Below are 13,851 nucleotides of genomic sequence, written 5' to 3' on the forward strand. Positions count from 1 at the left end.
GCCACGAGCACGTCCAGGCAAAATATCCTCCACAGGTTGTGTGAACAGGGGCACTTGGGTTTGGTGTGCCTCGCTCGCAGCGACTACGGTCACGGCGGGTGTCTGCGCCCCCTGGCGAACCTGGCGGGGCTCTCTCACGCCCCAGCCCGCAGCAGAAACCTCCAGACCCACAAGGGAGACCGCTCCTCGTGCTGAACCGTCGCTCACGGCTCGTCCCCGCTCTCGCGAGCGCTGCCCTGATCGGAGCCGCGGCCCTCGTGCCGTCGTCCCCGGCCCAGGCCGAGCCGAACATCGATGACGTCAAGTCCCAGGTCGACTCCCTCTACCACCAGGCCGAGCAGGCCTCGGAGCGCCTCAACGACGCCAAGCTCCAGCTGAAGTCGCTGCGACGCGACCTCGGCGTCGTGCAGGGCGACCAGGACACCCAGGCCAAGCAGATGCGCCAGGCGCGCAACCGCGTGCGCGACAGCATCGTGCGCACCTACGAGGGCGACTCGCTCTCGGCCTTCGGCCAGGTCGTGCTCTCCGACGACCCGCAGTCCTTCCTCGATCAGATGTCGGCGATGGACACCTACGACTCCGTCAACGACGAGCTCTTCGACTCCTACTCGACCGCCGTCAAGGCGCTCGACATCCGGCGCCAGGCCACCGAGCAGCGCGCCGAGCAGATCGCGAAGCTCCGTGACCAGCTGGCTTCGGACAAGAAGACCGTCGACGACAAGTACGGCGAGGCCAAGGCCCTGCTCGACCGGCTCGAGGCGAAGCAGCGTGCAGAGATCGTCAGCCGCTCCAGCGACCGCACGGAGATGCCGGTCGTCCCCGCGTCGGGTCGTGCCGCAGCCGCCGTCGCCTACGCCCGCGCCCAGGTCGGCAAGGCCTACGTGTACGGCGCCGCCGGACCGAGCGCCTTCGACTGCTCCGGGCTGACGATGATGGCCTGGGCCCAGGCCGGCGTCAGCCTGCCGCACAGCTCCAGCGCCCAGTACAGCTCGGGTCCGCACATCCCCGAGAGCGAGCTCCAGCCGGGCGACCTGGTCTTCTACTACAGCCCGATCAGTCACGTGGGCATGTACATCGGCGGCGGCATGATCGTGCACGCGGCCAACCCGAGCACCGGCGTGGCCATCGCCTCGCTGCACTCGATGCCGTACGTCGGAGCGGTCCGACCGGGCTGATCCGTGGCCCATCGATGAGGGTGCATCCGCGGCTGGTCGTGGCTGCGGCCGCCTGCCTCGCACTGCTCGGTGTGGGTGTCGTGACCTGGCGGGTCACCACACCCGACACCTACGTGGCACCGACCACCGGCGCCGCCGACGCGCCGTCCGACCGTGCCCGACCGGCCGCTGCCGTCGTAGCCCTGGCCGACCTCCAGCGGGCCATCACGCGTCGCGACGTCACGGCCGTCGAGCGGCTCGCCCCACCGGACGACGCGACAGCCAGCAGCCTGCTGGCCTCGGTCGTCCAGAACGCCCAGGCGCTCGACCTCCGAGATGTCGTGATCCGTTTCATCGACAGCACCGGCGGCGGCGTCGACGCCGAGGGGCGGTGGAGCGGTACCGCCGACGTGAGCTGGCGCATCGCCGGCTTCGACCGGGGTACGGCGCGGATGGAGGTGCCGTTCACGTTCCGCAACGTGGGCGATCGCGGGGTGGCCGTCGAGTCGGCCGACCCCGACCAAGGCACAGTGCCGCTGTGGCTCCAGGGTCCGCTCCAGGTGCGGAAGGCGCCGGACGTGCTGGTGATGGTGTCGGGTACCTCGCAGGAGGCCCGGACGTACGACCGGCTCGCCCAGCGCGCCGTGCCGGTGGTCGAGAAGGTGCTGCCGAGCAGCCGCGTGAGCCTGGTGGTGGAGGTGCCGTCTTCCGCGGCCGCGCTCGACGCCATGCTCGGGGCCGACCCGGGTACCTACGAGAACGTCGCGGCCGTCACGACCAGCCCCGACGGGGTCGTCTCGGTGGGGAGCCCGGTGCACGTGTTCGTGAACCCGGACGAGATGAACCGGCTCAAGCCGACCGGCGCGCAGGTCGTGATGAGTCACGAGGCGACGCACGCGGTGACCGACGCGCCGTTGAGCCAGGCGCCGCAGTGGCTGGTCGAGGGGTTCGCCGACTACGTCGCGCTGCGCGACGTGAAGCTGCCGCTCTCGACGACGGCGGCTCAGATCATCGCCCAGGTGAAGGCGGACGGCGTGCCGGCGGCACTGCCGGGGACGGCGGAGTTCGACACCGCCTCCACCCACCTGGGGGCGGCCTACGAGGCCGCGTGGTTGGCGTGCCGCCTCATCGCGCGGGTGGCGGGCCAGGATGCGTTGGTGCGGTTGTACGACAAATTGGCCAGCGGTGGGGATGTCGATGCGACGTTGCGCCGGGTGACTGGCTTGAGCCTGGCAGAGGTCACCGGACGCTGGCGGACCCAGCTAGATCGGCTAGCACGTTGAGCTGCTGCCAGCAGACTGGCATGCGTCGGTCAGGTCGAACAGGCCGCGAACGTCGCCACCCAGGGCGACGATCACGAGGACGAGAACGGCAGCGATTCCAGCGATGAGAAGTGCGTACTCAGCCGCCGAAGCACCCCTCTCGGGCGAGTGCTCGGCGCGTACGCGCGAATGGGTGGTCATGCCGTGCACGACCTCCTCCCGACAAATGACTGATGGCCACCCGGTACTCACCGGGTGGCCATCTCGTGGGTGTGAACGTCAGCCCGTGGGCATCGAGTTGCTGGTGGTCTCGAAGGCACCCTTGATCTTGCCGCCGAGGGTGACCACGATGGCCACGATGACCGCGGCGATGCCGGCGACCAGCAGGCCGTACTCGACAGCCGAGGCGCCGCGCTCGTCCATCTTGGCCTTGTGCGCGTTGAGCATGATGATCATGAACTCGATCATTGGATTCTCCCAGGGTTGAGATCGTTGGTGGTGAGGCTCGGGGGAACCTCGATGTCTCAACTATCGGCGCCGGGAGGAGCCACTGAATCAGATTCCCGGTCGAACTCGGATAGTCCGTTCGGGCTATGCGTGGGTGGTTCGGTTCACCCGTCGCTGCCAGAGGGCTGGACCGTCGACAGGAGCCCGACGCGCATGGCCGTGACGAGTGCTTGTGCACGGTTGGCCGCGCCGAGCTTCTGGTAGATCTTGGCGATGTGCGACTTGGCCGTCGATTCCGAGAGGTAGAGCTTGTTGCCGATGGCTCCGGCCCCGAGGCCGTCGGCCAGGAGAACCAGCACCTCGTGCTCACGGTCGGTGAGGCGGGTCGACTCCGACGCACCGCGCCGCATCATGGCGCCCAGCAGGCCGGTGCAGATGAACGACCGGGGCGAGGCGGCGGCGTGGCGGGCCGCCTTGACGACTTCGGAGGACGGCGCGTCCTTGCCGACGAACCCCGAGGCGCCGGCCTCCATGGCGGCGAAGATCTGGTCGTCGCCGGAGTGCATCGTCAACACGATGATGCCGACGTCCTTGAGCGGAGTGTGCAGACCGCGGACCGCGCGCACCACGTCGAGCCCGGTACCGTCGGGCAACTGGAGATCGGTGACCACCACGTCGGGTGAGGAGTCCTGGATCATGCGGAGTCCCTCGCTCACGCTCCCGGCCGTGCCGACCACGGTGAGATCGTGCTGGAGGTCCATCACTCCGGCCAGACCGGCGCGGACCAGCTCGTGGTCGTCGATCAGCACCACGCGGAGGGCGCCGCCGCCCGACCGTCCCGGGTCAGTCATCGGACCGCTCTCGTCGCACGAGCCACCTTCTGCGCACTCGACTCATGCGGCCACGCTAGCGTCTGATCGTCTGGGACGGCTCGCCCCAGACGCACCTGGACGGCCAGGCCGCCCTCGGCCGGCTCGAGCACCTGGAGCTCCGCGCCGACCAGGCGGGCGCGCTCGGCCATGATCCGCATGCCGTAGGAGTCGTCGCGGGCCGAGCCCAGGCCGCGGCCGTCGTCTTGCACCGTGATGACGGCGTCGGGCGCGTGCACCTGGCAGTGCACCCGGATACCGGTGCAGCCCGAGTGCTTCACCGCGTTGTTCACCGCCTCTTGGGTGATGCGGAACAGCTCGGCCTCGATCTCGGGCCGCAGCCGCTGGGCGTGCTCGTCGAGCGTCACCTCGATCGCCACACCGGATACCTGGGCGAGGTTGCGCGTCAGCGCGGTGATCGCGCTACCGAGGCTCTCGCTCTCGCCGACGCTCGTGCGCAACGTCATCACGGTGCGGCGCACGTCGGCCACGATGCCGGTCACGCGCTGCCTCAACAGATCCAACTGCTGGGCCTGGGCTTCGCTCACGGGGGCAGCCGCCAGGGCGTCGACGAGATATCCCAGCGCGGCGATGTCCTGCGCCACGCCGTCGTGCATCTCGCGGCTGAGCCGCTGCCGCTCGTCGGCGGTGGCCGCGCCGCGGAACGCGTCGAAGAGCAGCGCCGTCTCCAGCCGGGTGGCGTGGTCGCCGAGTCGGGTGCGCAGCCGGCCCTCCACCCGTGCCAGGTCGAGTGTCTGAGGGTCGAACCGCTCGGAGAAGACGCCCGACACCACGGCCACCGCACGCGACCCGGAGGTGAGGCAGAAGGCGAAGCGACCTTCGGCGGCGACCATCTGGCCCGTGCTCCAGGCGCGCTCTGCGGCCAGGGCGCAGGCGTCGGCGTGGTCGTCTCCGAACGACTTGACGGCCAGCGGGATGAGCCCGTCGTCGTGCGGTACGTAGACGGCTCCGCACACGGTGGGCAACTCGTCACGGACCTCGCTGAGGATCTGGCCACCCAGATTGCGCTGGTCGAGCCCGGAGGACAGTGAGTCGGTGATACCGACCAGCTCGCGCAGGAGAGCGGCGGCGTGGCGATAGGGTGCGACTGCGTCGTCCGCGTGAAGGGTGTGTCGAATCGAGGCTGACACGAGTCCGAGACCCAGCCCCAAGAGCGTCCAGGTGAGCAGCGCCTGGCCACTCTCTTGACTCAGTGTTCCCAGCACGACGACGGCCGAGAGGACAGAGGTAGACAGGCCCGCGGCGAGGGCCAAGAAGACGCCGCGCGTCCCTCGTCGCAATCCGCCGACGAACGGGGCCGTGACCGTGGCGCCGAAGATTGCTGGAAAGGCTGCGACCGAACCGCAGACCAGGCCCACCGACGCGGCCTCGATCAGGACAAGGCGTCGCGCGGATTCGGGCTTGCGCAGTTCCAGGCTCGTTGCCATCGCCGCTACCAGTGTCAGGGCGACAAGCGCCGAGAGCGCGTCGGTGCTGCGAAGCCACAGGATCGGAGCACCCACCGCCAAGAGGACGAAGAGTCGGGCGAGGACGACGAGTCGAAGCTCAGGCGTGATGGACCGGCGCACGATCGGTCACATGTTGTCCATGATCGTGAGGGCCGCGGGTCCCATCACGGCGATGAACAGGCATGGCAGGATACAGAAGATCAGGGGGACCGTGATCTTGACCGGAACCTGCTGCGCCTTGGTCTCGGCTCGCTGGCGGCGCTTCACCCGCATCTCGCCCGACTGGACGCGCAGCACCTGCCCGACCGGCACGCCGAAAGCGTCCGCCTGCACCATGGCGCCGACGAAGGTGTGTAGATCTTCGAGGTCGGAGCGTTCCGAGAGGGAGCGAAGAGCCTCGGCCCGCCCCTTGCCCAGTTGCATCTCCCGCAGCATGCGGGAGAACTCCTCGGAGAGCGGACCCTCGGTGTTGCGTGCCACCTGTTGGACGGCGGCGTCGAACCCGAGGCCGGACTCCACAGAGATCGTCATGAGGTCGATGGCGTCCGGAAGCTCGCGCTGCATACGCTGGGTGCGGTCGTAGGCCCGCTGATAGAGCCACAGGTTGGGGCTCATGAAACCCAAGGCGAGTCCTCCGACGGCGAGTACGAGGCGCATGCCGATTCCGCTGCCGAAGAGCAGGCTGAACACGAAGCCGACGACGAGGCCGACCACTGCCGCGATGACTTTCGTCGACACCACGCGGTCGACCGTCCAGCCGGCTGGGTTTCCGGCCAGATCCAGCTTCCGTCGAAGACGATCGGAGGTATCGGCGCCGGAGAGCCGACGTCCGATGGACAGGGCCCGAGCCTTCAGCGGTTCGAGCACGCGCTGGTCGAACGGCCGGTCGACGTCGGATACCAACTCCTTGGGTGCGTTGGTCATCGCTTGGAGCACGGCGATGGACCTGCCGATGCCCGAGGCCTGGGCGTCGGACGCCGTGGCCATGGCCACCAGCAAGAGAGCAACTGCCACCAACAGCACCGCGAGCACGAGCAGCATCTCAGACCTCCACCTTGACGAGCTTGCTCATCCAGAACGCTCCCACACCGAGCCATAGCCCGCCCCCGAACAACATGATCAGACCCCTCGGATCGGTGAACAGGGGATTCACGTACGAGCCGTTCGTCAGGACGAGGTAGAGCAAGAAGATGGGTGGCAAGCCACCCAGCACGTAGGCGGACAACTTGCCCTCGGCCGCCAGGGCGGCCACCTGACGCCGCAGATAGGCGCGCTCGCGCATGGTCTCGGCCACGGTGTCCAGCAGCTCGGCGAGGTTGCCGCCGACCTGCCGCTGGATCTTGATGGCCATGACGACCCAGGCGAAGTCCTTGCTGTCGAACCGGACTGCCAGGTCGCCCAGCGCGGTCTCGAGATCGACGCCGAGGCGGGTCTCGACCAGCACCCGCTTGAACTCCGTGGCCACGGGCTCCGGGCCCTCCCGGTGCACCGTGTCGGCCGCCTGCGAGAGCGACAGGCCGGCGGTGAGGGCTCCCGACATCAGTCCGAGCACGTCGGGCAGGGAGTCGTTGAACTTCCTGCGCCGCCGCGAGCGCTTGAGACCGAGGAACACCCACGGCCCGACCACTCCGAGCGCGAGGAACACGAGGCCCAGCACGATGCTCCCACCGCCGATCAGCAGCCCCAGCAGACCGGCGACGATGACGATGCCGAGGTGCACCAGCAGCCACTCGTTGGGCTTCAGCTCGCTGCCCGCACCCTCGAGACGATGCGAGATCCGCTGCTCCAGGCCGCGGTTGCGCCGCAGCATCTGTGCGGCGACGTCCTTGGCCTGGCCGAGCGCCTCGGTGGCATCGAGCTTCGGCTTCTCGGGCTCGGCAGCGCCGAAGGTCGTCGAGGTGTAGGTGGTGATCCGTTCCTCGACGCTGGGCGCAGCGGCCTTCGCGGGCACCAGCAAGATCGCGACGCTCACGAGGCCCGCGCCGAGCAGTGCGACACCGACGAACATCGCCCAGGCGGGCACCGCGAAGCCGCCGCTGGTCACCGGAGGCGCCAGCGAGGGCGCGTTGGCGACGTCTGCGACCGTGGCGAGCACCGATGTCTTCACCGGCCCCTGGTCGGTGTCGAGGCTGACCGCGACGGTCTGCTCGTTCGAGGTGAGGGACGCCGGCACCTGGGCCGTCACGAGCACCTGACGGTCGAGTGCGTCGGCCTCGGCGGCGAAGGTGCTCTCCAAGGCCTGGCTGGTGGCCGGGATGACCTGGCCGCTGCCGGCCCCGGCGAGATCCTTCAGCGCGGCCGTCGGGGCGCCGTCCAAGGACACGACGTCGACGATGACGCCGGAGTCCTCGATCGCTCCGGTGACGTCCGAGAGCGAGCTCTTCGTGGTGTCCGCGCCGTCGGAGAGAACGAGCAGCGTGCGCTGGCCCTCGGCGCCGGCCATCTGCGCGGCGGCCTGGATGCCGTCGTACAGCGCCGTGCCTCGTGCGAGCGAGAGGCCGTCGATCACGGACGTCGCGGCGGCGTGGTCGTCGGTGAGCGCGAGCGGCTCCGCGACGTCCTTGGCGAAGGTGACGATGCCGATCGAGACGTCGGAGGGCAGCCCGTCGACGAAGGCTTGGGCCGCCTGCTTGGCGGCGTCGAACGTGGCCCCCGACATGGAGTCGGAGGTGTCGATGACCAGTACGGCCGACCGCTTGACGGCCTGGGAGGTCTTGGCCGGCACCGCGGTGGCGTCGACGGGCGAGCCGCCGATCGTGACACCGACCGACTTCAGATCGGCGGTGGCATCGGCCGGGACGGAGACAAGGATGCTCACGGTGCCGTTCTCGCCGGGCTGCACGTACTGGATCGAACCGTCGGCGGCCAGCGCCGGCCCGCCGACGACCACGAGGCCGACCAGGGCGGCGAACAGCGCCCCGAGGAGACGCAGGATCTTCAACATCACGCGCCTCAGATCCGGTCTGCGGCGAACATGAGCGGGTCGACGGTCACGTTGGCGTGCGCCATCTTCTCGAGGAACTTCGGCCGCAGCCCGGTCGGCCGCAGGCGACCCAGGGAGTTGCCGTCGGCGTCGTGGCCGAGGGAGTTGTCGTAGACGAAGATGTCCTGGAGCGTGATGACGTCGCCCTCCATGCGCTCCACCTCGGTGATGTGGGTGATCCGGCGCGAGCCGTCCTTGAGGCGGGCCTGGTGCACGATCAGGTCGACGGCGGAGGCGACCTGCTCGCGGATGGCGCGCATCGGCAGGTCCATACCGGCCATCAGCACCATGGTCTCCATGCGCGAGAGCGTGTCGCGCGGGCCGTTGGAGTGCAGGGTGCAGATGGAGCCGTCGTGGCCGGTGTTCATGGCCTGGAGCATGTCGAGCGCGGAGGCGTCGCGGACCTCACCGACGATGATGCGGTCGGGCCGCATGCGCAGGCTGTTCTTCACCAGGTCGCGGATCGTCACGGCGCCCTTGCCCTCGATGTTCGCCGGCCGCGACTCCAGACGCACCACGTGGTCCTGCTTGAGTTGCAGCTCGGCGGCGTCCTCGATGGTGACGATGCGCTCGTCGCCGGGGATGAACGAGCTCAGCACGTTGAGCGTCGTCGTCTTGCCGGCACCGGTACCACCCGACACGATGATGTTGAGCCGGCCACGCACGGCGGCCTCGATGAAGTCGCACGACTGCGGAGTCAACGAGCCGAACGAGATCAGGTTCAGCGCCGTGAGCGGGTCGGCGGCGAACTTGCGGATCGTGAGCGCCGAGCCGTCGACCGCCAGGGGCGGCACCACGGCGTTGACGCGGCTGCCGTCGGGCAGGCGGGCGTCGACCATGGGGGAGGACTCGTCGACGCGGCGTCCGATGCGCGACACGATCTTGTCGATCACCCGGCGCAGGTGCGCCTCGTCGGTGAAGTGCGCGTCGGCGGCGACCAGCTTGCCCTTGCGCTCGAGCCAGATGTTGTCGTGGCCGTTGACCATGACCTCGGAGACGTCCTCGTCTCGCAGGTACGGCTCGATCGGCCCGTAGCCGAGGATGTCGTCGGTGATCTCGACGGTCACCTGCTGACGGTCGCTGGCCGAGAGCGGCTTGTCCTGGGTGCTCAGCACGTCGGCGAGCACGGTGCGCACCCGTTGGTCGAGCTCGTCGCCGCTCATGTCGGCGTCGTAGAGCTGCGGCCCCAGCTGCTGGAGCAGCTGGGTGTGCACGGTGCTCTTGATCTGCTCCAGACGCTCGTCGTGGCGAGTGGGCACCCGACGCGTGAGAGGGGCCTCGTCGGACGCCGCTGCGCGCGCGGCGCTGCTGGAGCCGGTGTAGATACCGGGCACCGGGGGCACCGGTGCGGACGTCGGCTGCTCAGCCACGGCAGGGGCCGCGGGGCGAGGCGCACCGCTGGCGGCCCCGAGCGCCGTGGCCGCGGCGGCAGGGGACGTGGCGTCGGCGCCCGGCAGATCGGTCGGATCCTGGGGCACGGCTTCCTCTGCCTGCTCGCGTCGAGCAGCGGCGAGGCGGTCGGCCAGGCTCATGGGTTTCTCCTGAGTCGGAAGCGGGCACGGGCGCGCCCGGCCTCGGCGTCGAGGCTCGTGGCCTCATCGGTGGGCGTGGCGGGGGCGCCGGCGGTGTAGCCGTCGCCAGCCACGGTGGAGGCCAGCGCACGAAGCGCGCGGGCGGCCTGGTGGTCGGGTGCGCAGAGGCCGATGGGGGTGCCGGAGTTGGTGGCGGCGGCGATGTCGATCGAGGTCTGGATGCGACTGGTCGCCTCCATGCCCAAGATCGCCTCGACCTTCTCGGGGCCGATGCCGACGGCGTCGTCGGCGTGGTTGAGGAGCAGGTGCCGATGGCCCTCGGCGACGCCGAGCGTGTCGAGGGTCTCCAGCGCGACCTTGACGTTCTTCAACGTCGGTACGTCGAGCGACGCGACGAGCACGAGCTCGTCGGTCTCGTCGAGCGCCGCGAGCACCGGGTCGTCGAATGCGGGCGCGGTGTCGATCACGATCGCGTCGAAGTGCTGGCGCAACAGGCCGATGATGCGGGTGACGAGCAGCGGCGAGATGCGCTCACGGACGTCGGGGTTGCCCGGCGCGGCGAGCACCATGAGGGAATCCGCGTGCCGGGTGAGCAGCGGCTCGAGGGCCTCGAGGTCGAGGGAGTGCTCCGCACCCACCGCGTGCTCGATGCTGTGGGTCGGGAAGAGCTGCATCGTGATCGCGACGTCGCCGAACGCCAGGTCGAGGTCGATCAGGCAGACCCGGCGCACGCCGTGGTCGGCGAGCATGAGGGCGAGGTTGACCGCCACGGTCGTCTTGCCCACGCCGCCCTTGGGGGAGAAGACGGAGACGACCGTGCCGCTGCGCTGGGCGCCGTCCGGGCCCCGCAGAGCGCGATAGACCTCCAGGGCCCGCTCCAGGGCGTGCGTGAGCGCCTGCGGATCCTCGACCGCGACGACGTCACGGGCGCCCGCGCGGATGGCGCGGGCCAGCACCGCGGTGTCGAAGTCGGCACGCACCAGCACGACGCTCACGGTGGGGTGGTTGGTGCGCAGTTGCTCGCACAGCTTGAGGGCGTCGTCCAGGTCGATGCCGGGCCCGAGCACAGCTGCGTATTCGTCGCGGTGCAGCTCCAGCCACGCCTTGGCGCGCTCGACCGTGTCCACGCCCTGCGTGCCGCTGGGCAGCAGGTCGAGGAGCGCGGCGAGGGAGTCTGCCTCGGGTTCGGCGACGACGGGCATGGGGTTGACCTCGCTTCTCGGGAGCGGTGTCCAGACCAGCAGTGGGTGCTAGTTCTGGAACAGGTTGTCGAGGGTCGTGGCGGGGAGCAGGTTCACCTTGGACTTGTCGGTCAGCAGCGCGAACGACAGCTCGCCCTGCTGCTGGCCCAGGAGCACCCGCTGCATCTGCTGCTGACTGACCGAGAGCGTGATGAGGGTGCGGGGCAGCTGCTCGACCACCTGACCGCTCTGGTCCGTGGTTCCCGTGCCTCCCGTGCTGGTCGTGGTCACCGGGGTCGTCGAACCGACGGCGAGCACCTTGACGCCGGTGAGCAGGATGCGCGAGAACGGCTGGCCGGTGCGCGGGTCGGTGCCGGTCACGTAGACCGAGACCTCCGAGCCCGGGTTCACGAAACCCGCGACGCGCGCCGGGTCGGTGAGGTTGATCGACATCGCCATGTCGCCCTTGTCGGGGATGACCAGTCGCGACTCCTCCGAGGCGGTGTCACCGAACTTCTCCGCGATGATCTGCTCGCCGGGATAGACCGTGGTCAGCGCCACGTCGCTCGCGATGGAGTCCGCGGAGGAGAGGGCGCCGGGTAGCAGCTGACCTGCCGGCACCTGCTGCTCGGCGATCTTGGCCGCCGCGAGGGCGTTGGAGACGCTCTCGCCACGGTCGATCTGCTTGATGGCGACGAGGGCAGTAGCGGTGTCGAACTTCTCCTCGGCCCGCTTGTCGGCACCCTTCGCGTACAGGAGCACCAGCACCGTGCCCAGCGCCGCGACCAGCGCGGCGGCGATGAGGAGGATCCTGCGACGGTCCATCGGGGGGCCTTTCACGACAAAGGAGAATCGGTGGTCAGAGGCCCGATCCTCCGGCGGCGGCAGGTGCCCCTGGCGTGGATCGGTCTGCCCTCCCATCGGCACCGAGCCCCTGCTCCCCAAGGGACAATGCCCGAAAGATTGGCTCGCGGGTGCAGAAAACGGGAAGGTCGCAGGTCAAACCTGGCGCCGAGGGCCCGCTCGTGCTCGGCGAGCCGCTCACCTCAGACGTACAGCGCCTCGATCTCGTCGTGGCTCTCGCGCAGCACCACGCGGCGCTTGAGCTTCAGGCTGGGCGTCAGCTGGCCGTCGTCCTCGGTCCACCGGCGAGGCAGCACGACGAACCGGCGCACGGCCTCCGCCTTCGAGACCGCCTGGTTCGCGGCGTCCACCCCGGTCTGGACGGCGGCACGCACGGCCGTGTCGCGGGAGGCGAGAGCGAGCAGCTCGTCGTCGTCGAGATCCTTCACGCGCGTACCACCACCGAGGGCGTCGTGCTCGCCTGCCCACAGCCGGAGAGCCTCGACGTCGAGGGTGATCAGGGCGGCCACGTAGGGCTGCCCGTCGCCGACGACGACGCACTGGTCGATGAGCGGATGCGTGCGCAGTCGCTCTTCGAGCACACCGGGCGCGACGTTCTTGCCGCCGGCGGTCACGATGATCTCCTTCTTGCGGCCGGTGATGCGCACGAAGCCCTCGTCGTCGACCTCGCCGATGTCGCCGCTGTGCAGCCAGCCGTCGCGCTCGAGCACCTCGGCGGTGGCCTCGGGATCCTGCCAGTACCCCGAGAACACCTGTGGACCGCGGAACAGCAGCTCGCCGTCGTCGGCGACGCGCACCGCCGCACCGGGCAGCGGGCGACCGACCGTGCCGATCTTGAGCGCGTCGGGCACGTTGGAGCAGATGCTCGCCGTGGTCTCGGTGAGCCCGTACCCCTCGAGCACCGTCAGGCCGAGTCCGCGGTAGAAGTGCGTGAGCCGCTCACCGAGCGGCGCCCCGCCGGACACCGCCCACCGGCACCGCCCGCCCAGGGCGCCGTGCATCCGCTGCTCGAGCACTCGACCGAGCGCCGCGCGCTGTGCGCGCACTCGCACGGGCACCCGGCCTGCGTCGAGCCCGCGCGAGTAGGCGATGGCGACCTCGGCGGCCCGGTCGAAGAGCCGGCCGCGGCCGTCGGCGGTGGCCTGCTGGGAGGCGGCGTTGAACAGCCGCTCGAAGACCCTGGGCACGCCGAGCACGAAGGTCGGCTCGAAGCTGCGCAGATCCTCACCGATGCGCGCGAAGCCCGCGCTGTGCGCCAGCGGCGTGCCGGTGCGCACGCATCCGATCTGCACGATGCGCGCGAGCACGTGCGCGAGCGGCAGGAAGAGCAGGGTCCGCGCGTCGTCGGGCTCGAACAGCTCCGCGAGCTCGCGGGTCGTGACGTCGACCTCGGCCAGGAAGGCCCCGTGCGTGAGCATGCAGCCCTTCGGACGCCCGGTGGTGCCGGAGGTGTAGATGAGGCTGGCGACGTCGTCGGGGCCGATCGAGGCGCGGCGTTCGTCGACGACCGGGTCGTCCACCTCGGCACCGAGGATGCACAGCTCGCGGACGACGCCCCCGGAGTCGCCGGGAACCTCGGTGTCGGTGTCGATGGACCACACGTGTCGCAGCTGGGCGAGACCCTCGCGCTGCTCGGCGACCCGCCCAGCGTGCAGCGCGTGCTCGACGATGATCGCGACGGCGCCGGAGTCGGTTAGGATCGTGTGCACCTGCTCGGCCGACGACGACTCGTAGACCGGCACGGTCACGGCGCCGCAGCACCAGATGGCGTAGTCGAGCAGTGTCCACTCGTAGCGCGTGCGCGACATCAGCGCCACGCGGTCGCCGACCTCGACCCCGGCGGCGATCAGGCCGCGCGCGACCGCGCGCACCTCGGCCCAGAGCTCGGCGGCCGTGACGTCGCGCCAGCCGGGCGTGCCGTCGTCCGGCTCGTGCCAGCGGCAGACGAGCACTGTGTCGGGGGCCTGCTCGGCCTGGCGGGCGAGGTCGTCGGTGAGGTTCCCGGTGACGGGGGCGAGGTCGGTGCCCGGCGTCGAGAACTCGCGCATGCGCGGGACGTTACCCAACGGGTCGCCGACGCGGGAGTCGGC

General features: G+C 70.0%; 11 protein-coding genes. 2 read left to right on the forward strand and 9 right to left on the reverse strand.

Going from position 1 to position 13,851, the window contains the following annotated elements; translation table 11 throughout:
• The first annotated feature begins 188 nt into the window (after positions 1 to 188).
• Positions 189 to 1,175: a C40 family peptidase gene (locus tag ISG29_RS02565; RefSeq protein WP_194501768.1), complete on the forward strand. Its 987-nt coding sequence runs from the start codon at positions 189 to 191 to the stop codon at positions 1,173 to 1,175.
• A 14-nt stretch (positions 1,176 to 1,189) separates the two neighbouring features.
• On the forward strand, positions 1,190 to 2,437 hold the full coding sequence (locus ISG29_RS02570; RefSeq protein WP_194501769.1) for a hypothetical protein: 1,248 nt from the start codon (positions 1,190 to 1,192) through the stop codon (positions 2,435 to 2,437).
• 258 nt (positions 2,438 to 2,695) lie between these two features.
• On the opposite strand, the gene ISG29_RS02580 is transcribed toward ISG29_RS02570, so the two are convergent.
• The 9 genes from ISG29_RS02580 to ISG29_RS02620 form a co-directional block, all read right to left on the reverse strand.
• The gene (locus tag ISG29_RS02580) at positions 2,696 to 2,884 is read right to left on the reverse strand and encodes a Flp family type IVb pilin (protein WP_194501771.1); all 189 of its coding nucleotides are present in this window, start codon (positions 2,882 to 2,884) and stop codon (positions 2,696 to 2,698) included.
• A 143-nt stretch (positions 2,885 to 3,027) separates the two neighbouring features.
• Positions 3,028 to 3,714: a response regulator transcription factor gene (locus ISG29_RS02585; protein WP_194501772.1), complete on the reverse strand. Its 687-nt coding sequence runs from the start codon at positions 3,712 to 3,714 to the stop codon at positions 3,028 to 3,030.
• A complete protein-coding gene (locus tag ISG29_RS02590; RefSeq protein ID WP_194501773.1) occupies positions 3,711 to 5,180 on the reverse strand; it encodes a sensor histidine kinase in 1,470 nt (489 codons plus the stop codon). Before ISG29_RS02590 ends, ISG29_RS02585 begins: the two co-directional genes overlap by 4 nt.
• Before the next feature lie 147 nt (positions 5,181 to 5,327).
• Positions 5,328 to 6,242: a type II secretion system F family protein gene (locus ISG29_RS02595; protein ID WP_194501774.1), complete on the reverse strand. Its 915-nt coding sequence runs from the start codon at positions 6,240 to 6,242 to the stop codon at positions 5,328 to 5,330.
• 1 nt (position 6,243) lies between these two features.
• Positions 6,244 to 8,145, reverse strand: coding sequence for a type II secretion system F family protein (locus ISG29_RS02600; protein WP_194501775.1), 1,902 nt, complete (start codon positions 8,143 to 8,145; stop codon positions 6,244 to 6,246).
• 8 nt (positions 8,146 to 8,153) lie between these two features.
• Complete coding sequence (locus ISG29_RS02605; protein WP_194501776.1) at positions 8,154 to 9,716, reverse strand: CpaF family protein; 1,563 nt, start codon at positions 9,714 to 9,716, stop codon at positions 8,154 to 8,156.
• Positions 9,713 to 10,918, reverse strand: coding sequence for an AAA family ATPase (locus ISG29_RS02610; RefSeq protein ID WP_194501777.1), 1,206 nt, complete (start codon positions 10,916 to 10,918; stop codon positions 9,713 to 9,715). Before ISG29_RS02610 ends, ISG29_RS02605 begins: the two co-directional genes overlap by 4 nt.
• Positions 10,919 to 10,966: 48 nt before the next feature.
• On the reverse strand, positions 10,967 to 11,722 hold the full coding sequence (gene cpaB / locus ISG29_RS02615; protein ID WP_194501778.1) for a Flp pilus assembly protein CpaB: 756 nt from the start codon (positions 11,720 to 11,722) through the stop codon (positions 10,967 to 10,969).
• Positions 11,723 to 11,943: 221 nt separating this feature from the next.
• A complete protein-coding gene (locus ISG29_RS02620; protein WP_194501779.1) occupies positions 11,944 to 13,809 on the reverse strand; it encodes an AMP-dependent synthetase/ligase in 1,866 nt (621 codons plus the stop codon).
• Between the last annotated feature and the right edge of the window lie 42 nt (positions 13,810 to 13,851).

The sequence above is a fragment of the Nocardioides acrostichi genome, assembly GCF_015319165.1.
GTDB classification, from domain to species: Bacteria; Actinomycetota; Actinomycetes; order Propionibacteriales; family Nocardioidaceae; genus Nocardioides; species Nocardioides acrostichi.

Bases quoted from the DNA above. Each gene is read 5' to 3' on its own strand.
- ISG29_RS02570 (WP_194501769.1), top strand. From the start codon at position 1,190: ATGAGGGTGCATCCGCGGCTGGTCGTGGCTGCGGCCGCCTGCCTCGCA.
- ISG29_RS02580 (WP_194501771.1), bottom strand. From the start codon at position 2,884: ATGATCGAGTTCATGATCATCATGCTCAACGCGCACAAGGCCAAGATG.
- ISG29_RS02585 (WP_194501772.1), bottom strand. From the start codon at position 3,714: ATGACTGACCCGGGACGGTCGGGCGGCGGCGCCCTCCGCGTGGTGCTG.
- ISG29_RS02590 (WP_194501773.1), bottom strand. From the start codon at position 5,180: ATGGCAACGAGCCTGGAACTGCGCAAGCCCGAATCCGCGCGACGCCTT.
- ISG29_RS02595 (WP_194501774.1), bottom strand. From the start codon at position 6,242: ATGCTGCTCGTGCTCGCGGTGCTGTTGGTGGCAGTTGCTCTCTTGCTG.
- ISG29_RS02600 (WP_194501775.1), bottom strand. From the start codon at position 8,145: ATGTTGAAGATCCTGCGTCTCCTCGGGGCGCTGTTCGCCGCCCTGGTC.
- ISG29_RS02605 (WP_194501776.1), bottom strand. From the start codon at position 9,716: ATGAGCCTGGCCGACCGCCTCGCCGCTGCTCGACGCGAGCAGGCAGAG.
- ISG29_RS02610 (WP_194501777.1), bottom strand. From the start codon at position 10,918: ATGCCCGTCGTCGCCGAACCCGAGGCAGACTCCCTCGCCGCGCTCCTC.
- cpaB (WP_194501778.1), bottom strand. From the start codon at position 11,722: ATGGACCGTCGCAGGATCCTCCTCATCGCCGCCGCGCTGGTCGCGGCG.
- ISG29_RS02620 (WP_194501779.1), bottom strand. From the start codon at position 13,809: ATGCGCGAGTTCTCGACGCCGGGCACCGACCTCGCCCCCGTCACCGGG.